15 protein-coding genes are annotated in these 18,219 nt (G+C 66.5%); 7 read left to right on the forward strand and 8 right to left on the reverse strand.

What is annotated here, in order from left to right; translation table 11 throughout:
- The first annotated feature begins 16 nt into the window (after positions 1-16).
- The 4 genes from ACTHQS_RS06670 to ACTHQS_RS06685 all read left to right on the forward strand — a co-directional run bounded on the left by ACTHQS_RS06670 (position 17) and on the right by ACTHQS_RS06685 (position 3,998).
- Positions 17-1,327, forward strand: coding sequence for a sensor histidine kinase (locus tag ACTHQS_RS06670; RefSeq protein ID WP_440167198.1), 1,311 nt, complete (start codon positions 17-19; stop codon positions 1,325-1,327).
- The gene (locus ACTHQS_RS06675; RefSeq protein WP_440167200.1) at positions 1,324-1,983 is read left to right on the forward strand and encodes a response regulator; all 660 of its coding nucleotides are present in this window, start codon (positions 1,324-1,326) and stop codon (positions 1,981-1,983) included. Before ACTHQS_RS06670 ends, ACTHQS_RS06675 begins: the two co-directional genes overlap by 4 nt.
- A 117-nt stretch (positions 1,984-2,100) precedes the next feature.
- Positions 2,101-3,714 carry an AMP-binding protein gene (locus tag ACTHQS_RS06680; RefSeq protein WP_440167202.1) on the forward strand — a complete coding sequence of 538 codons (1,614 nt, stop codon included), beginning with the start codon at positions 2,101-2,103 and terminating at the stop codon, positions 3,712-3,714.
- A gap of 98 nt (positions 3,715-3,812) precedes the next feature.
- Positions 3,813-3,998, forward strand: a complete 186-nt coding sequence (locus tag ACTHQS_RS06685; RefSeq protein ID WP_440167204.1) for a hypothetical protein — start codon at positions 3,813-3,815, stop codon at positions 3,996-3,998.
- 185 nt (positions 3,999-4,183) lie between these two features.
- Here ACTHQS_RS06685 and ACTHQS_RS06690 read toward each other — a convergent pair whose 3' ends face one another.
- The 3 genes from ACTHQS_RS06690 to katG all read right to left on the reverse strand — a co-directional run bounded on the left by ACTHQS_RS06690 (position 4,184) and on the right by katG (position 7,578).
- A complete protein-coding gene (locus tag ACTHQS_RS06690) occupies positions 4,184-4,483 on the reverse strand; it encodes an antibiotic biosynthesis monooxygenase family protein (protein WP_440167206.1) in 300 nt (99 codons plus the stop codon).
- 27 nt (positions 4,484-4,510) lie between these two features.
- Complete coding sequence (locus ACTHQS_RS06695) at positions 4,511-5,029, reverse strand: GNAT family N-acetyltransferase (RefSeq protein WP_440167208.1); 519 nt, start codon at positions 5,027-5,029, stop codon at positions 4,511-4,513.
- A 254-nt stretch (positions 5,030-5,283) separates the two neighbouring features.
- Positions 5,284-7,578, reverse strand: coding sequence for a catalase/peroxidase HPI (gene katG, locus ACTHQS_RS06700; protein WP_440167210.1), 2,295 nt, complete (start codon positions 7,576-7,578; stop codon positions 5,284-5,286).
- Between the two features lie 327 nt (positions 7,579-7,905).
- Between katG and ACTHQS_RS06705 the strand changes: the two genes are divergently transcribed.
- Positions 7,906-9,009, forward strand: a complete 1,104-nt coding sequence (locus tag ACTHQS_RS06705) for an SDR family oxidoreductase (protein ID WP_440167213.1) — start codon at positions 7,906-7,908, stop codon at positions 9,007-9,009.
- Here ACTHQS_RS06705 and ACTHQS_RS06710 read toward each other — a convergent pair.
- The gene (locus tag ACTHQS_RS06710) at positions 8,963-10,198 is read right to left on the reverse strand and encodes an MFS transporter (protein WP_440167215.1); all 1,236 of its coding nucleotides are present in this window, start codon (positions 10,196-10,198) and stop codon (positions 8,963-8,965) included. The genes ACTHQS_RS06705 and ACTHQS_RS06710 overlap by 47 nt on opposite strands.
- 228 nt (positions 10,199-10,426) lie before the next feature.
- On the opposite strand from ACTHQS_RS06710, the gene ACTHQS_RS06715 reads away from it, so the two are divergent.
- Positions 10,427-12,160: an ABC transporter ATP-binding protein gene (locus tag ACTHQS_RS06715; RefSeq protein ID WP_440167216.1), complete on the forward strand. Its 1,734-nt coding sequence runs from the start codon at positions 10,427-10,429 to the stop codon at positions 12,158-12,160.
- Positions 12,157-14,214 carry an ABC transporter ATP-binding protein gene (locus ACTHQS_RS06720; protein WP_440167218.1) on the forward strand — a complete coding sequence of 686 codons (2,058 nt, stop codon included), beginning with the start codon at positions 12,157-12,159 and terminating at the stop codon, positions 14,212-14,214. Before ACTHQS_RS06715 ends, ACTHQS_RS06720 begins: the two co-directional genes overlap by 4 nt.
- 71 nt (positions 14,215-14,285) lie before the next feature.
- On the opposite strand, the gene ACTHQS_RS06725 is transcribed toward ACTHQS_RS06720, so the two are convergent.
- From ACTHQS_RS06725 to fabG, 4 genes are all read right to left on the reverse strand, one after another.
- The gene (locus tag ACTHQS_RS06725) at positions 14,286-15,662 is read right to left on the reverse strand and encodes an MFS transporter (protein WP_440167219.1); all 1,377 of its coding nucleotides are present in this window, start codon (positions 15,660-15,662) and stop codon (positions 14,286-14,288) included.
- A gap of 86 nt (positions 15,663-15,748) precedes the next feature.
- Positions 15,749-16,201, reverse strand: a complete 453-nt coding sequence (locus ACTHQS_RS06730; RefSeq protein ID WP_440167220.1) for a MaoC family dehydratase — start codon at positions 16,199-16,201, stop codon at positions 15,749-15,751.
- Complete coding sequence (locus ACTHQS_RS06735; protein ID WP_440167222.1) at positions 16,202-17,395, reverse strand: thiolase family protein; 1,194 nt, start codon at positions 17,393-17,395, stop codon at positions 16,202-16,204.
- Positions 17,395-18,171, reverse strand: a complete 777-nt coding sequence (fabG, locus tag ACTHQS_RS06740; protein ID WP_440167224.1) for a 3-oxoacyl-ACP reductase FabG — start codon at positions 18,169-18,171, stop codon at positions 17,395-17,397. Before fabG ends, ACTHQS_RS06735 begins: the two co-directional genes overlap by 1 nt.
- Between the last annotated feature and the right edge of the window lie 48 nt (positions 18,172-18,219).

The following is an 18,219-nucleotide window of genomic DNA, read 5'->3' on the forward strand; positions in this document are numbered from 1 at the left end:
GGCATAAGCTGATGAAATGCCTGCCACGCCCCTGCCGCAACCACCGGAGAAGGCCGCAGGCAGCTCCGCCGGCGGGCCGCCGAACGCCCTGGAGATTGCATCATCGGCGGCCATCCTCCGCGTCCTGCGGGTCACGCTGCACACCGGGTTCGCGCTGCTGCTGGCCGTCGGCCTGGTCCGGATGCTGATGGCGGAAGGTACCCTGCGCTGGGTGTGGGCGGGCGCCGCCGTCGTCCTTGCTGCTGTCTACCTGGCCGGCACCGTCCTGGAAAAGCGCCATGCCGAGGGGCGGACCGGGTTGGATCCCCGCCGCTACGGTTTGCTCTGGCTGGGCCTGGTCACGGCCCTGTGGGTCTTCCTGCTCGCCGGCAGCGCCGATTTCGCCTGGCTGGCATTCCCCATCTTTTTCCTGCACCTTCATTTGCTGCCGCGGCGTGCCGCGCTCCTGGCCATCGCGCTGATGACGGTGGCAGTCATTGCCTCCCAATGGGCCGCAAGCGGTGCCCCTGTCCCGCACGCTGCGGCCGTCGTCGGACCCGTCCTGGGCGCGATCTTCTCCGTGATCACCGGCCTGGCGTACGCTGCCCTGTACCGCGAGGCGGAAAACGAGCGGCGTGCGGCCGATGAACTGCGGCGGACGCGGGAGGAACTGGCGCGGTCCCAGCACCAGGCGGGTGTCCTTGCGGAGCGGGAGCGGCTGGCCCGGGAAATCCACGACACCCTGGCGCAGGGCCTGTCCAGCATCGTGCTGCTGGGCCGGGCCGCCGGGCAGTCGCTCACGGAGGGTGATGCCGCCACTGCTGCCGGACGGCTGGCGCTGGTGCAGCAGACCGCCGCGGACAACCTGGCCGAGGCCCGAAGCTTTCTCCGCGGCCTGTCCTCGCCCCAGCTGGAGGGGACCACACTAGTGGAGGCGCTGGGCCGGCTGTGCAGCAGGGCCGAGACCGACGCCGCGGCCGCAGGGCTGCCGCTGCGCTGCCGCCTGGAGGTGGACGGCGAGCCACAGGACCTGCCCCAGCCTGTCCGCGTTGCCCTGCTGCGGGCGGCGCAGGCGAGCCTTGCGAACGTCCGCGAACATGCCCGGGCAAGCACCGCCGTCGTCAGCCTTGCGTTCCTGGGCACCGAGGTGACCATGGACGTGTACGACGACGGCACGGGCTTTGACCCGTCAGCTCCGGAAAGTGCCGCGGGCGCAGCGGACGGCAGCGGCTTTGGACTGCGCTCGCTGCGGGAACGCGTCGCCGCCTTGAACGGCACGCTGGCGGTGGAATCCGGGCCGGGGGAGGGCACGGTGGTGGCCATCCGACTGCCTGTGGAGGAACAGTGAGCGAAGTACGGGTATTGCTGGTGGACGACCACCCTGTGGTCCGCGCCGGGCTGCGTGCCATGCTCACCGGCTTTGAGGGCATTTCGATCGCCGCGGAGGCGGCCGACGGCCGGGCTGCGCTCAAGGAACTGGCCCGGTTGAAGGCATTGGACGAGGCACCGGATGTGGTGCTGATGGACCTTCAGATGGGGGAGGGGATGGATGGTGTCACGGCCACTGCCGAAATCCGGAAGCTTGACGCGCCGCCGCCGGTGCTTATCCTCACCACCTATGACACCGACGCTGACATCCTCGCGGCAGTGGAGGCAGGGGCCAGCGGCTACATGCTGAAGGACGCCCCGCCGGAGCAGCTGCGGCAGGCGGTGCTGCAGGCAGCCGCCGGCGGCACGGTCCTGGCGCCGCGGGCTGCTGCCCTGCTGATGGGCCGGATCAGCAACCCCGGGACGTCGCTGACACCGCGGGAAGTCCAGTTGCTGGCACTGCTGGCCACGGGCCTGTCCAACCGCGCCATTGCCAGGCAGGTCTTCATATCGGAGGCCACTGTGAAGACCCACCTGGTGCACATCTACGGCAAACTCGGGGTGGACAACCGCACCGCCGCGATCGCCGCGGCCACCCAGCGGCGGATCATCCGGCCGCCGGGCGCGAAGGGCTGACCTGCCGGCGCACGGCGGCGGGACGCAGCGGGGGATGGCCATCCCGGTGCAGTAGGTTGGTTCCACTGCGCTTCGAGGTGCCGTTGTTCCCAGGTCAGGTTGTTCAAAGGAGAATAGATGTCCCGTCCGGTTCCAGCCGTCGATGCCCTTCTCGCCACCTACGGTGCGCCGGACGCCTGCGCCGCCGAGCTCCTGTGTGACAGCCACGATCCCGACGCTGTTGCCTTCACGGTGGTGGCAGCTGACCTTTCCGCGGAGGACATTACCTACGGCCAGCTGCGGGAACGGTCGGAACGGGGAGCCGCCGCCCTGGCCGAACTGGGGGTCGGCCCCGGGGACGCGGTGGCCACCCTGATGGGAAAGTCGGCAGACCTGGTGGTCATGCTCCTGGCCATTTGGCGGCGCGGGGCCGTCCATGTGCCACTGTTCACGGCCTTCGCGTGGCCGGCCATCGAACTTCGCCTTACCGCTTCCCGTGCGAAGGTGGTGATCACTGACCCCGACCAGCGGGCGAAGATCCAGGAAACCGGCGCCGCCGTGGTGGTTGCCGGCGAAGAAGCCTCCCCGGCGGACCTCGCGCTCACGCCGCTCCTGGCCAGGCAGCAACCGGGGATCGCCGCAGAAGCTGTGGGAGGTGACGGTGACCTGGTTCTCATCTTTACGTCAGGGACCACCGGCGCGCCCAAGGGCGTACCGGTGCCGGTCCGGGCGTTGGCGGCATTCCGCCAGTACGTGGAACTGGGCCTGGACGTCAGTGCAGAGGATGTCTTCTGGAATGCCGCAGACCCAGGCTGGGCGTACGGCCTGTACTACGGGATTCTCGGTCCCATGGCGGCGGGACGGCGGAACATCCTGCTGCGCCCCGGGTTCTCCCCGGAACTCAGCTTCAAGGTGCTGGAGGCGTTCTCGGTGACCAACTTCGCCGCCGCCCCCACCGTGTACCGCACCATGCGCGCTAAAGCCGGTGCCGGAACTGGACCTTTCCGGCTGCGGCGCGCCTCATCGGCCGGCGAGCCGCTGACCCCGGAGGTGATTAGCTGGGCCCGGGAGGTGCTGGGCGTCCCGGTGCGGGACCACTACGGGCAGACCGAACACGGGATGATGATCATCAACGCCTGGCATGAGGACGTGCGGACGGAGCTGCGGCCGGGTTCCATGGGCCGGCCCCTGCCGGGGTGGAGCTGCGCGGTCCTCAAGGACAACGCTGACGAGCCGGCTGCGCCGGGGGAGCTTGGCCGGGTTGCCGTCAACGTGGCCGACAGTCCCATGATGTGGTTCAAGGGGTACCAGGATGCACCGGAGAAGACCGCCGAAAGGTTCAGTGCCGACGCCAAGTGGTACCTGACCGGGGACGCGGGCATGGTGGACGCGGACGGCTACTACTTCTTCTCCTCCCGGGATGACGACGTGATCATCATGGCCGGATACCGGATTGGACCTTTCGATGTGGAAAGCGTCCTGTCCACCCATCCGGCCGTCCTGGAAAGTGCCGTGGTGGGCGCTCCCGACGAACTGCGCGGCGAAGTCCTGGAGGCCTACGTTGTCCTGGCGGATGGCACTGCCGCCAGTGATGCCCTGGTGGCCGAACTCCAGGCCATGGTCAAGACGCAGTTCGCCGCCCACGCCTATCCGCGCCGCATCCACTTCGTCGCGGACCTGCCCAAGACGCCGTCGGGAAAGCTCCAGCGCTACATCCTCAGGCAGCAGCGGGCAGCGGCAGCCGGCAGCTAACAGTCGCGGACCCGGGGCGGCATAAAAACCTTTGGCGTTCCGGAGCCTTTTCCGGCACCGGCTGTTAGCGTTGAGGCCCAGCCACAGAAGGAGGAGCGATGTCCATCAATTCACCTGATTCACTGCCTGAGGACGAACCGCAGGAGGGCACGGCGGCCAGCAAAGGCAACCCCGACGGCGGGATCCCCGGCGGGAAAGACGGCGTCGGGATCTCCGATGGGGCCGCGCCCAACACTTTTGAGCCGGAGGAGGACCCCGACGCCTCGGCGGGTCCCACAGACTAAAGGTTCCGAAGCCACTCTCAAAGTTTCATCAAGATTGGCCAAAGCCGCTGCAATCTGCGATTTCCACAAGCTACTGGCCGGTAATTTGTAACTGCTTCCACGCCAGTTCCCCGGCAGGAAGCAAGGAGCCCCCGCGCTGGAGCCGAGACTCGCGCGGGGGCTTCCCCCAATGTGAGTGAAGTGGCTTACGGTGCGGCGCTAACGGTTTCGAAGTGCTCCACCACCGGAAACGGGTCATAGAAGCGGTGCAGCAAAGAACGCCACTGCTGGTATCCCGGGGATCCCCTGAAGCCCACTGTATGGTCTTCCAGCGACTCCCATTCAACGAGCAGCAGGTACGTCTGGGGCGATTCGATCGAGCGCGACAAAGACATGGCGAGGAAGCCCGGCATTGAAGCGATGATGTGCCGGGCCTGGGCGAAAGCTGCCTCGAAGTCCTCTTCCCGGCCGGGAATGACCGGAAGCAGCGCGTGTTCTGTGATCACCCGCCAAGTCTGGCACGCGTTCGCCGGCTATTCGGTGTCGATCCAGTAGCGGCGCTTGCCGTTGCGCGTGTCCTCGAATTGGCCGCCGTTCTTTTCGATGGTTGCCCGCGAGCCGGCGTTGTCCTCGTCGCATGTCAGGAGAACCCGCGTGATTCCCAATGCCCGTGCCAGGGGCAGCGCATCGGCAAGTGCTTTCGCGGCATGGCCGCGGCGCCTGGCGGAGGGCCGGACGCTGTAGCCGATGTGCCCCCCTTCGTTGAGGAGGTAGTCGTTCAACCCGTGCCTGATGGCCAGGGACCCAAGGAACGTGCCGCCGTCGGCAATCCACAGGTAGGTGCAGGGCACGTAGCCCGGCTTCCGCACGGTTTCCGGCAGCGCATCCTTGATGAGGACATCGACGAAGCGGCCAAAGACGGCGGGGTCCTGGAGATCGGGCAGGGACCAGCCCTCGGCGCCTGCGCCGTCCAGGTGGGCGCCCTGGAACTCCGCAGTTCCCTCCAGCCAGGAAGAGTGGAGGGTAGAATCCGGGACAATGAGGTTGGCCATAAGAGGATCCTATGCCGCCTGCCGGAGCAATACCGCTGGATCCCAGCCCCGCGACGGGGACGGGCACGGCTCCGGCCTTGGGTTGGCCATCTGCCGCCGCATTGCCGAGGCGCACGGAGGGAACCGAGCCTGAAGGAGTCACCCGGCGGCGGGACCACAGCGGTCATCAGCTTTCCGGCCGACCAATAAAAGCCGCCTCAACAGGTCCGGGCCGGCTGCGGGAGGCAGCCAGCCCGGAGCCTGGATTATGAGGGCTAGTTCAGGTCGAAGCGGTCCAGTTCCATGACCTTTGTCCAGGCGGCCACGAAGTCGTTGACGAACTTCTCCTTGGCGTCATCGCTGGCGTAAACCTCGGCCAGCGCCCGCAGTTGCGAGTTGGAACCGAAGACCAGGTCCACCGGGGTGGCCGTCCACTTGAGTTCGCCAGTGGCGGCGTCGGTGATCTCGTAGGCGTTCTCCTCGGTCTCCGAGGCCTTCCACTTGGTGCCCGGCGAGAGCAGGTTGACGAAGAAGTCGTTCGTCAGGACCTGCGGCTTGTCCGTGAACACGCCATGGCTGGAACCGCCCACGTTGGTGCCCAGGGCGCGCATGCCGCCAACCAGTGCCGTCATCTCCGGCGCGGAAAGGTCCAGCATGTACGCCTTGTCAAGCAGGAGGGTTTCCGGCGGGAGCTTCGCGCCGGGGCGCAGGTAGTTGCGGAACCCGTCGGCGCGGGGCTGCAGGTAGCCGAAGGACTCGACGTCGGTCTGGTCCTGTGAGGCGTCCGTGCGGCCGGGACGGAACGGCACCCTGACGGGGAACCCGGCGTCGGCTGCTGCCTTTTCCACGGCGGCGGCGCCGCCCAGGACGATCAGGTCCGCGAGTGAGACCTTCTTGCCGCCGGCCTGTGCCGAGTTGAACTCCTCCTGCACGCGCTCAAGCACGGGAAGCACGGCCTCCAGCTGCTCCGGTTCGTGGGCCTCCCAGCTGCGCTGCGGCTCGAGTCGGATCCGGGCGCCGTTGGCCCCGCCGCGGCGGTCCGTCTTGCGGTACGTTGCAGCCGACGCCCAGGCCGTGCCCGCCAGTTGCGGAATGGTCAGGCCGGAGTCGAGGAGCGTGGCCTTGAGCTGGGCGATGTCCTGCTCGCCGATCAGTTCATGGTCGACGGCGGGAACGGGATCCTGCCACAGTTGCGCCTCCGGAACCCACGGGCCGAGCATGTGCGGACCCACCGGGCCCATGTCGCGGTGCAGCAGCTTGTACCAGGCCTTGGCGAACGCCAGCGCGAACTGGTCCGGGTTCTCCAGGAAGCGGCGGCCAATCTTTTCGTACTCCGGATCGAAGCGCAGCGACAGGTCCGTGGTCAGCATGGTGGGCCGGTGCTTCCTCCCGGGATCGTGCGCGTCCGGGATGATCTCGGGGGCATCCTTGGCAACCCACTGGTGGGCGCCGCCGGGGCTTTTGACCAGCTCCCACTCGTATTCGAACAGGATCTCCAGGAAGCGGTTGCTCCACTGCGTGGGCTTGTCCGTCCAGGTGACCTCCAGGCCGGAGGTGATGGTGTCGCCACCCTTGCCGGAACCGTAGGTGCTGAGCCAGCCCAGGCCCTGCGCCTCGAGGTTCGCGCCCTCCGGCTCGGGGCCGACGTGGGCATCGGCGGGGCCGGCGCCGTGGGTCTTGCCGAAGGTGTGGCCACCGGCGATCAGGGCAAAGGTCTCTTCGTCGTTCATCGCCATGCGCTTGAACGTTTCACGGATGAAGGCGGCGGCCGCCACCGGATCCGGGTTGCCCATGGGGCCTTCGGGGTTGACGTAGATCAGGCCCATTTCGGTGGACCCGACGTTGTCCGCCATGGTGCCCTCACCGGTGTACCGCTCGTCGCCCAGCCAAGCGTCCTCCGGGCCCCAGAAGATCTGCTCGGGCTCCCAGACGTCCTCCCGGCCAAACGCGAAGCCGAACGTCTCGAATCCCATGGACTCAAGGGCAACGTTGCCCGCGAGGACCAGCAGGTCGGCCCAGGAAAGTTTCTGGCCGTACTTCTGCTTGACCGGCCACAGCAGGCGGCGGGCCTTGTCCAGGTTGGCGTTGTCCGGCCAGCTGTTCAGTGGCGCGAACCGCTGGCTGCCGTCGCCCGCTCCACCCCGGCCGTCATGGACGCGGTAGGTACCGGCGGCATGCCAGCTCAGCCGGATCATCAGTCCGCCGTAGTGGCCGAAGTCCGCCGGCCACCAGTCCTGGGAAGTGGTCAGGACCTGGCTGATGTCCTGCTTGAGGGCGTCCACGTCGAGCTTCTGGAATTCTTCCCGGTAGCTGAAGGACGGGCCCAGCGGGTTGCTGGCCTGGCCATGCGTGTGCAGCACGGAGAGGTCCAGCTGGTTGGGCCACCAGTCCTGGTTGGTCCGCGGACGGTGCCCCTTTGGCTGGGGAGAATCGATCGCCGGGTTTTCGCTTTCACTGCCCTGCCCGGTGGCACTGCCATGGGCCACCGGGCACCCGCCCTCAACCTTCTGGTCCAGGCCCTGCGCGCTCCCGGGAGTGGGGACCGGGGGATGGTCTTGGGGATCGGTCATGTGCTTTTTCCTTCCGTTGGGCCGAGGCCGCGGTTGGACTCGGGCAGCCGGTGCAACCCTCCTATTTGACCATGGACAGGTGACAGCAGAGGACCCTCCTACGCCATGGGTGAAACCCGGCCTGTCATTGCCCCGCCCCTCGCAATTTGTCCGGCACCTCCTGACCGCCACTTGCCAGCGCCGGAATATCTGACTGACGCTCCGACTTGTCGCCAGAGGGCCCGTGGTGGCCCACTGTCCCGGCGTAACGCAGCGCGCGGGCCTCCGCCCATGCGTGAGGCCGCGCTGACGCGCGGATGCAACCAAGCACCTACCAAGAGGAGCACCATGACCATCGGATCAGGAACAGCATCAGGAACAGCAGCGGGCAACGGACGGACAGCGCTGGTTGCAGGGGCCACCGGCATCGCGGGGTCCGCCCTGGTGGATACCTTGGTTGGCGAAGGCTGGACAGTCCTGGCCCTGTCCCGCCGGCCCGGTCCCGGACGCACCGGCGTCAGGTGGCTCTCCGCGGACCTGACCTCGGCCGAGTCCCTTGCCGCTGTGCTGGCTCCGGAGAACCCGTCACATGTCTTCTTCACCGCATGGTCGCGCCGCGCCACCGAGGAAGAGAACATCGCAGTCAACGCGGGCATGGTTCGTGATCTCCTCTCAGCACTGCAGGGCAAGGACGTGGCCCACGTTGCCCTGATGACCGGACTCAAGCATTACCTGGGACCGTTCGAGGCATACGCCGCCGGAGAAATGCCGGACACCCCCTTCCACGAGGAGGAACCGCGCCTTCCGGTGCCGAACTTCTATTACGCCCAGGAGGACGAGCTCTGGGCGGCCGCGGCCCGGCAGGGGTTTACCTGGTCCGTCCACCGCGCCCACACGGTAATCGGGCATGCGGTGGGCAACGCCATGAACATGGGACTCACACTCGCCGCGCAGGCCACCCTGTGCCGGGACAGCGGGCACCCCTTCGTCTTCCCGGGGTCGGAAACGCAGTGGAACGGGCTCACGGACATGACGGATGCCGGCCTGCTCGCCGAGCACATGCTCTGGGCTTCAACCACCCCCGGGGCCGCTGACGAGGCCTTCAACATCGTCAACGGCGATGTGTTCCGCTGGCGCTGGATGTGGCCGAAGCTTGCCGCCTACTTCGGCGTGGAGTGGGAGGGGTACCAAGGGGAGCCCCGTCCGCTTGAACAATCCATGGCGGGACGGGAGGACCAGTGGCGGAGGATTGCCGCGGAAAACAACCTCAGCGAACCTGACCTGGGCCGCGTGGCGAGCTGGTGGCACACCGACGGCGACCTGGGGCGCGGAATCGAGGTGGTGACGGACATGGGCAAGAGCCGGGATGCCGGCTTTACGGGGTATCGGCGGACACTGGATGCCTTCACCTCGCTGTTTGACCGTTACCGTGCCGACCGCCTGGTTCCCTGATCACACAGTCACGGCCGGCGAACAACCCCGTCAGTGCCAGCACCGCCATGGCGCCGGCGGTGGCCAGCAGCGGAAGCGTCCAGTCCCCGCTCGCATCGTGAAGTGCGCCGAAAGCCACCGGTCCTGCAGCTGCCAGCCCGTAGCCCACAGACTGGGCCATCCCGGACAGCGACGCCGCCTGCGGGTGGTTCACCGTCCGGAGGCTGAACAGCGACAAGGCGATCACAATGAGGCTTCCGCACCCGAGGGCGCCCAGAAGAACCCACAGCAGGATCAGTTCCGGCGCGAGTGCCAGTCCGAGGAAGGTTGCGAACACCAGCACCCCGCTGGCAAAAGAGACCAGCCGCTGGTCCGATCCCCGGTGAAGGACACCACCCGCCCCAAGGCTGGCGAACACGCTGATCAGCAGGAAAAGGGACAAGTGCACGCCCGCAGTGGTGGCGGGGATCCCGCGGCTCTGCTCAATGGTGGGCAACCACGCCATCAGGACGTAAAAGGCGATCGATTGCAGCCCCATGAAGGCCGTGACCTGCCAGCCCAAGGCTGAGCCCCAGGGCGACCGGTGTGCCCGTTCCTGCGGTGCGGCGTGCACGGCGCTTGTTTCGTGCCGGCGCAGCCAGGGCAGCAGCACCGCCATGGCGGTGAGGGCCAGCCCCACCCAGACTCCCAGGGCCAGCCGCCATCCCGCCGGGGACGTCTGGGCCACGGGAACGACGACGGCGGCCCCCACCGCTGCGAAGGCAGCCTGTGTAGCCGTATAGCTTCCGGTGACCTGGCTGACCCGCAACGGAAAGTCCCGCTTGACCAGGGAAGGAACCAGCACATTAAGGAACGCGATGGCGACGCCGATCAGTACTGTCCCTGCCCAGATAAAGCCGGGCACGGGCAGGGAGCGGAGCACGATGCCCGACGCGAGGATCAGCAACGACATCCACAGTGCCCGGTCCAGTCCCAGGCGGGAAGCGAAACCGGGCGCCAAGGGCGAGAAGACCGCGAACGCGATCAGCGGGAGGCCGGTAAGGAACCCTGCTGCCGCACTGGATAACCCCAGGTCGCTGCTGATGTTGACCAGGACCGGTCCCACGCTGACAAAGGACACCCGAAGGTTGACGGCGATCAGCAGGACGCCGATGAAGGCGAATCCGAACCTGGCAGTGCGGTGTGGGGCGTTCCTCGTGGCGGCAGGCATCTTTAGTTCTTCCATCCTTCGGTGGGTGGCGCGTTCTTGACGCCCATCCAGTTCTCTCACACTGAAGTACCCACCGCCGCCTCCTGATCCTCGGCGGGTCCGCTGACTACGCCGTGGGAGAACCCGCATTTTTCCCAGCCAACTGCCAGGATCAACCGCTCCTCGCGGACGTACACTGACCTTCGCACCACGTTTGTGGACACTCCGCCAGGTGAGGGCCTTTTTCGTATGCTCTGGAAGTTGCTTGTCGAATACCTGCGGCCGCACAGGCCGCTGCTTGCCGCCGTCGTGGTTTTCCAGCTGGCGCAGTCCATCGCGTCGCTGTACCTGCCCACGCTGAACGCGGACATTATTGACCAGGGTGTGGCCCGGGGCGATACCGGTTACATCCTGTCCACCGGCAGCGTCATGCTGCTCATTACCTTGGCGCAGATCGCATGCGCTGTGGTGGCGGTGTATTTCGGCGCCAAGGCCGCGATGGGGCTGGGCCGGGACCTCCGCGGCGCCATCTTCGAGCGGGTGGGGCAGTTCTCCGAGCAGGAGGTCACCAGGTTCGGCGCCCCCAGCCTCATCACCCGCTCCACCAACGACGTGCAGCAGGTCCAGCAGCTGGTGCTGATGTCCGCCACGCTCATGGTCGCCGCACCCATGCTCAGCATTGGCGGGGTGATCATGGCCATCCGGCAGGACGCCCAATTGTCCTGGCTCATTGCCGTGTGCGTCCCGGTGCTGCTGATCGCCGTCGGCCTCATTGTCACGCGCATGGTGCCCTTGTTCCGCAAGATGCAGGCCCGGATCGACACCGTGAACCGGGTGCTGCGCGAGCAGCTCACCGGCATCCGGGTGGTGCGCGCGTTCGTGCGGGAGGACATGGAGACGGAGCGGTTCGCCGGGGCGAACAGGGATGTCACCGATGTTGCGCTGCGTGCAGGCCGGCTGATGGCCCTCATGTTCCCCACGGTGATGCTGGTGCTGAACATCTCCAGCGTGGCGGTGATCTGGTTCGGCGCGTTTCGGATCGAGGACGGGTCCATGCAGGTGGGCACCCTGATCGCCTTCCTGAGCTACCTGATGCAGATCCTGATGTCCGTCATGATGGCCACTTTCATGGCGGTGATGATCCCGCGTGCCTCGGTGTCAGCGGACCGGATCGGCGAGGTGCTGGGCACCAGCTCCAGCGTCATGCCGCCGACGCAGCCGGTCACCAGCGCGGTCCGGCGCGGCGAGCTGGAAATGCGCGACGTCGGGTTCGCCTACCCGGGTGCCGAGCATCCGGTCCTGCTGGGCATCAGCTTCACGGCGTGCGCCGGGCAGACCACGGCGATCATCGGCAGCACGGGCTCGGGCAAGACCACCCTGGTGAACCTGATGCCGCGCCTCTTCGATGTCACCTCCGGGGCGGTCCTGATGGACGGGGTCGACGTGAGGGACCTGGACCCGGACCTGTTGTGGGGTCACATCGGCCTGGTGCCGCAGAAGCCCTACCTGTTCTCCGGCACGGTCCACAGCAACCTGCTCTACGGCAACCCGGACGCCACCGAGGACGAGCTCTGGAACGCACTGGAGATTGCGCAGGCACGGGACTTCGTCGAGCAGATGGAGGAGGGGCTGGATGCGCCCATCTCTCAGGGCGGCACCAACGTCTCCGGCGGCCAGCGGCAGCGGCTGGCCATCGCCCGGGCCCTGGTGAAACGGCCCGAGCTCTACATTTTTGACGACTCGTTCTCCTCGCTGGACACCGGCACCGATGCCCGGCTGCGCCAGGCGCTCAAGCGCAACATCGCGGGGGCCACCATGGTGATCATTGCCCAGCGCGTGTCCAGCATCGTTGATGCGGACCAGATATTAGTGCTCGACGACGGCAGGATCGTTGCCCAGGGCACGCACCGCGAGTTGCTGGAGACATCCGGGACGTACCGCGAAATTGTGTCGTCCCAGCTGGCAGCGGAGGAGACGGTATGAGCATGCACCGCGCAGGCGGCCGTCCCGCTGGAGCCAGGACGGGCTCAGGCACGCCCGCTGGGTCCGGGGCCGGGGGCAAAGCCGGCCAGGCCGACGTCGTACGCATCCCTCGTCCTGCCGGCGGGCCGGGGAGGGGCGGGCCCTTCGCCGGGATGAATGTCCCGGCGGAGAAGGCAATGAACTTCAGCGGCTCCGCGAAACGCCTGCTGGGCACGCTGCGGCCGGAACAGTTCTGGCTGGTGCTGGTGCTTGCAATGGCTGTGGCGGGCGTGGTGCTGCAGGTCATTGGGCCGCGGCTGTTGGGCGAAGGCACCAACCTGATTTTCTCCGGGGTGGTGTCCAAGCAGCTGCCGCCGGGGATGACGCAGGCGCAGCTGATTGCGATGTTGCGGGCGTCGGGGGAGAACCAGAAGGCGGACATGCTCAGCGCCATGACGCTGACGCCGGGCGCAGGGATCGACTTCGCTGCGCTCGCCAGTGTGCTGACGTGGGCGCTGGTGCTGTATGTGCTGGGGTCGGCCTTTATGTGGGGGCAGGCCTATGTACTCAACGGCGTGGTGCAGCGGACGGTGTTCGGGCTCCGCGAGCAGATCGAGGCCAAGATCAACCGGCTGCCGCTGCGGTACTTCGACTCGATCCAGCGCGGCGAGCTGCTCAGCCGGGTGACCAACGATGTGGACAACATTTCGCAGAGCCTGCAGCAGTCCATCAGCCAGGCCGTAACGTCCGTGCTGACGGTGCTGGGCGTGCTGGTGATGATGTTCATCCTCTCGCCCACGCTGGCGCTGATCGCGCTGGTGACTATCCCGCTGACGCTGGGGATCACCACGCTGATTGCCAAGCGCTCGCAGAAGCTCTTTGTGCAGCAGTGGAAGAACACCGGCGAGCTGAACGGCCAGATCGAGGAGACCTACACCGGGCATGCGCTGGTGAAGGTGTTCGGCAGGCAGCGCGAGGTGGGGGAGCGGTTCCGGCAGAAGAACGCGGAGCTGTACGAGGCGAGCTTCGGGGCGCAGTTCATTTCCGGGCTGATCATGCCGGCCATGACGTTCATCGGGAACCTGGTGTACGTGGGCATCGCGGTGGTGGGCGGGCTGCAGGTGGCGTCCGGGGCGATGCAGTTGGGCGATGTGCAGGCCTTCATCCAGTACTCCCGGCAGTTCACGCAGCCGCTGGCCCAATTGGGTTCCATGGCGAACCTGCTGCAGTCCGGGGTGGCCTCCGCCGAGCGGGTGTTTGAGCTGCTGGATACGGAGGAGCAGTCGGCGGATCCTTCCGGGGCTTTGCTGCAGAGCCCGGATGGTGCTTCGCGTGGGCGGCTGGTGTTTGAGGACGTGTCCTTCTCTTACTCGCCGGACAAGCCGCTGATCTCTGGGTTGTCCTTGGTGGCCGAGCCGGGGCAGACCGTAGCCATTGTGGGGCCGACCGGGGCGGGCAAGACCACGCTGGTGAACCTGATGATGCGGTTCTATGAGCTGGATGCTGGACGGATCACGCTCGACGGGGTGGACATCACCACCATGACCCGGCACGACCTGCGCTCGCGGATGGGGATGGTGCTGCAGGATACGTGGCTGTTTGGCGGGACCATCCGGGACAACATCGCCTACGGGCGGCCCGCTGCTTCTTCTGATGAGGTGCTGGAGGCGGCGCGGGCGACCTATGTGGACCGGTTCGTGAAGTCGCTGCCCGAGGGGTACGACACGGTGCTGGACGACGAGGGGTCCAACGTGTCCGCGGGCGAGAAGCAGTTGCTGACGATTGCGCGGGCGTTCCTGGCTTCGCCCTCTGTTTTGATTCTCGATGAGGCGACGTCCTCGGTGGACACCCGGACCGAGGTGCTGGTGCAGAAGGCCATGAGCGCGCTGCGGTCCGACCGGACGTCCTTTGTTATTGCGCACCGCCTGTCCACGATCCGCGATGCCGACCTCATCCTGGTGATGGAAAACGGGCAGATCGTGGAGCAGGGGAACCACGCATCACTGCTGGCTGCTGGTGGGGCCTACGCACGTCTGTACGAGGCCCAGTTCGCGGCCCCGGTGGCGGAGGTCTAAGGAATGTTGCGACTGGACGCTCGAAAGCGGGCGACGGCGGAGAGCTCCCGCCGTCGCCCGCTTTTGTGGGCTTAGAACGCGTCAGCCTCGGCATTGAGGTCCCGGCCCTTGGTCTCCGGCGCGAAGAACCCGGCCGCAAGGCCGATCGCCGCGTAGGCCATGAGGATTCCCGCTACCGGGATCCACCCCGGTCCGGTCGCAGCAACGACGCTGGCAGCAATGATGGGGCCAAGACCTCCGGACAGGACGGCGCCGATTTCCTTGACGGTCGTCATAAAGGAGAAGCGGCGTTTGGAGCCGAACATCTCCACCAGCCAGGTGGACTCGACGCCATACAGGTTCGGCAGCGGACCGCCTACATAAACAACGAAGACCAGGGCCACCAATACCGGGTTCCGTGTTTCGATCATCAGCATCGCGGGAATGGTGAAGGCGAACTGGAACCCGGAGAGCCAGAGCCAAACTTTGCGTCGGCCGAACCGGTCAGTGAGCTTACCGGTCAGCAGGACCGTGAGCACGCCCAAAACGGAGCCGAGCGTCACGCCGGTAGTGACCAGATTGGGATCCATTTTCACTACAGACACCGTCCATCCGATAAGGAATCCCTTGACGAGGTACACGGAGCCGTTTTCGCCGAGTTTGATGCCCAGCGAGACGAGGAAGGCCTTCTTGGAATCAGCAACGTCACGCCAGACGCTTTGCTGCTTGGCCTCCAGGCGCGCCGCTTCCCGCCGCGCCTTCACCGCTTCGAAGACCGGTGATTCGCTCACACTGCGCCGCAAGTACAGTGCCACAAGGGTGGTACCGACGCTCAGCAGGAAGGGAAGACGCCACCCCCAAGCGAGGAACTCGTCTTTAGGCATTTGCGAGAGCAGCAGCCACAGTCCGCTGGCCAACAGCACACCTGTTGCCGTTCCCAGTGCCACCACGGCGCCGTAAAAGCCGCGCTTATTCGACGGGGCGGATTCCACCAGCAGCAGCGAGGCCCCGGACAGCTCGGCGCCGGCGCCGAAGCCCTGGATAAGCCGCAGGAGCACCAGGAGGATGGGGGCCATGACCCCGATCTGGGCAAACGTGGGCAAAAGACCCATTCCCAGAGTGGCGATCCCCATCATTCCCACGGTTATGACCAGGACGGATTTCCGCCCGTATTTGTCCCCAAGGTAGCCGAAATAGACCCCACCCAGGGGCCGGACGAGGAACCCTGAACCAAACGCGGCAAAGCTGGCGAGCAATGCCATGGCCGGGTCTGTGTTGGGGAAGAACAGCGGCCCGAAAACGAGCGCCGCCGCCAGGGTATAAAGCGTGAAGTCCATGTATTCCAAAGCGGAACCAAGGAAGGACGAAACGGAGGTGCGGCGCAGTTCAGCAGGCGACACCTTCAGTTCCGACGCCGGCCCCTGGAGGTCAGCGTCGACGTAATTCAGGTTTTGGTTTTCTGTGCTCATGGGGCTTCTCCCTCGGAAAGGGCCTGCAGGCAGGCCCGGCCGTAACGTCGTTGTTCGGATGGTGGTGCAAGGTCTTCAGGAGCAGCTCAGCTCGGGAGCAGGGAGACGGTCTCCGCTATGCAGGCAGGCTTTTGCGAGCCTTCCAGCTCGATCAGGTGATGGAACTGCAGCTGCCGGCCGCTGGCTGTCTCGGTTACTGAGGCCAGCGTCAGCCGGTCCCTGATGCGTGAGTTGACCCTGGCCGGGGCAGGGAACCGTACCTTGTTCAGGCCGTAGTTGATGATCATCGCTGCCCCATCGACCCGATACACCTGACTGGCCAGGTACGGCAGCAGCGACAAGCTGAGGTAGCCGTGGGCGACGGTGGTGCCGAACGGTCCGCCGGCGGCCCGCTCCGGGTCCGTGTGTATCCACTGCTGGTCCAGGGTGGCGTCGGCGAAGGCCTGGATCTGGGATTGGTCCAGGGTATGCCATCCGCTCACCCCTATTTCCTGCCCCGTCATGCTGGCCAGCTCGGCGGCGTCCTTGAACAGTCTCATTTAGACCCTCTCCAGCAGCATGGCGACGCCCTGGCCCAGGCCCACGCACATGGTGGCCAGGCCGCGGTTGGCGTTTTCGCGTTCCATCCGACCCAGCAGCGTGACGACGATCCGTGAACCGGAGGAGCCCAGGGGATGCCCCAAGGCGATTGCACCGCCGTCGTTGTTGACAGTTCCTGCGTCCATACCAAGCAGCCGCGTGCAGGCCAGCGCCTGCGCTGCGAACGCCTCATTGAGTTCGACGGCGCCCACGTCCGACAGGTCCCAGCCCGCCTTGGCCAGTGCCTTTTGAGTCGCAGGCACCGGGCCGATGCCCATCACTTCCGGCGCCACACCGGCCGCTTGGCTGGTGACGATGCGGGCCCGCGGGGTGAGCCCATAGCGCTTCACGGCCTCGCCGCTGGCCACCACCACCGCCGATGCGCCGTCGTTGAGGGAACTGGAGTTGCCAGCGGTGACCACTCCATGGGGCGCCACGATCGGCCGGAGGGCGGCCAGGGCATCAGCGGTCGACCCGCGCCTGGGTCCCTCGTCGGTGTCCACCAGCGACACTTCCCCCCGTCTTTCCTTGACCGGAACAGGGACTATCTCGTCGCTGAAGCGGCCTGCGTCGATGGCCGCCACAGCCAGGTTGTGCGAGCGCAGTGCAAAGCTGTCCGCGTCGGCACGGGAAATGTTCTCCCGGTTGGCTACCTCTTCTGCCGTTTGGGGCATGGAGAACAGCGCCCCGGATTCCATCCGGGGGTTAACAAACCGCGCACCGATAGAGGTGTCCGCGAGTTCACCCGGTTTGGCATAGGGCCGTTCCGGTTTGGCCATCACCCAAGGCGCCCGGGTCATGGATTCCACGCCGCCGGCCACCACAAGGTCGGCGTCACCGTTCCGCACCGACTGCGCTGCCATGCTGATGGCGGTTAGCCCGGAGGCGCAAAGCCGGTTGACCGTCACAGCCGGAACGGCGTGCGGGAACCCGGCCAGCAGCGCCGCCATCCGGGCAACGTTACGGTTGTCCTCCCCGGCCTGGTTCACACAGCCCAGGATGACCTCGTCGAGGGTGGCAGGATCAACGCCGGCCCGGTCCACTGCAGCCTGCAGCACAAGCGCGGCCAAGTCGTCCGGGCGGACAGTGGCGAGCGCGCCGCCGTGGCGGCCTACGGGGGTGCGGACGCCGCCGACGAGGAATGCCTCGGGCATCAGCGGGCCCCGCCGTTGATGTAAAGGGTCTGTCCGGAGATGTAAGAGGAGTCGTCACCGGCGAAGAAAGCCACGGCCGCGGCCACTTCCTCCGGCTGGCCTACACGTCCCAGCGGGGTTCGCTCCGCCACCGCCTGCTGGTGTTCGGCCGGGCTGGCCCCCACACGCTTGGCAGTGGCGGCGGTCATCGAGGTGGCGATGTAACCCGGTGCCACGGCGTTGACCGTGATGTTGAACGGACCAAGTTCGATGGCGAGCGTCGAGGTGAGGCCTTGGATGCCGGCTTTTGCAGCCGCGTAGTTGGCTTGGCCACGGTTGCCCAGCGCGCTGCGGCTGCTGAGCGAGACGATCTTGCCGTAGTTGGCCGGAACCATGTAGCGCTGGGCAGCGCGCGAGCAGAGGTAGGCGCTGGTGAGGTTGGTGGTCAGGACGGAATCCCAGTCCGGCCGCTCCATCTTGAAGAACATGTTGTCGCGGGTGATGCCCGCGTTGTTTACCAGGATGTCCAGGCGGCCGAACTCCCGGTGGATGTCATCGAACACCCGGTCCACGGCTTCCTCATCCGTAACGTCGCAGCACGCGGCAACGGCCTTTCCGCCTGCCGCCAAGACGTCCGGGTGGTCCGAGATCCGCTGTGCGGTGTCCTTGGCGCGGTCCTCGTTGAGGTCCAGGACGACGATGGTGGCACCCCCGGTCGCCAGTTTCAGCGCGGTGGCGGCGCCGATCCCTTGTGCCCCGCCGGTGACCGCGGCCACCCGATTGGTGAAATTGCTCATGACTATTCCTTTGCGTCTACGGATTTCGTTAAAGTCGTGCTGCCGAAG

Source organism: Arthrobacter sp. SAFR-044 (assembly GCF_051965175.1).
Lineage (GTDB): Bacteria > Actinomycetota > Actinomycetes > Actinomycetales > Micrococcaceae > Arthrobacter.

What these genes read in the sequence shown, in the direction of transcription:
- fabG (WP_440167224.1), bottom strand. Translation starts at nt 18,171, where the DNA reads ATGAGCAATTTCACCAATCGGGTGGCCGCGGTCACCGGCGGGGCACAA.
- katG (WP_440167210.1), bottom strand. Translation starts at nt 7,578, where the DNA reads ATGACCGATCCCCAAGACCATCCCCCGGTCCCCACTCCCGGGAGCGCG.
- ACTHQS_RS06730 (WP_440167220.1), bottom strand. Translation starts at nt 16,201, where the DNA reads ATGAGACTGTTCAAGGACGCCGCCGAGCTGGCCAGCATGACGGGGCAG.
- ACTHQS_RS06710 (WP_440167215.1), bottom strand. Translation starts at nt 10,198, where the DNA reads ATGCCTGCCGCCACGAGGAACGCCCCACACCGCACTGCCAGGTTCGGA.
- ACTHQS_RS06715 (WP_440167216.1), top strand. Translation starts at nt 10,427, where the DNA reads ATGCTCTGGAAGTTGCTTGTCGAATACCTGCGGCCGCACAGGCCGCTG.
- ACTHQS_RS06695 (WP_440167208.1), bottom strand. Translation starts at nt 5,029, where the DNA reads ATGGCCAACCTCATTGTCCCGGATTCTACCCTCCACTCTTCCTGGCTG.
- ACTHQS_RS06720 (WP_440167218.1), top strand. Translation starts at nt 12,157, where the DNA reads ATGAGCATGCACCGCGCAGGCGGCCGTCCCGCTGGAGCCAGGACGGGC.
- ACTHQS_RS06685 (WP_440167204.1), top strand. Translation starts at nt 3,813, where the DNA reads ATGTCCATCAATTCACCTGATTCACTGCCTGAGGACGAACCGCAGGAG.
- ACTHQS_RS06670 (WP_440167198.1), top strand. Translation starts at nt 17, where the DNA reads ATGCCTGCCACGCCCCTGCCGCAACCACCGGAGAAGGCCGCAGGCAGC.
- ACTHQS_RS06680 (WP_440167202.1), top strand. Translation starts at nt 2,101, where the DNA reads ATGTCCCGTCCGGTTCCAGCCGTCGATGCCCTTCTCGCCACCTACGGT.
- ACTHQS_RS06735 (WP_440167222.1), bottom strand. Translation starts at nt 17,395, where the DNA reads ATGCCCGAGGCATTCCTCGTCGGCGGCGTCCGCACCCCCGTAGGCCGC.
- ACTHQS_RS06725 (WP_440167219.1), bottom strand. Translation starts at nt 15,662, where the DNA reads ATGAGCACAGAAAACCAAAACCTGAATTACGTCGACGCTGACCTCCAG.
- ACTHQS_RS06705 (WP_440167213.1), top strand. Translation starts at nt 7,906, where the DNA reads ATGACCATCGGATCAGGAACAGCATCAGGAACAGCAGCGGGCAACGGA.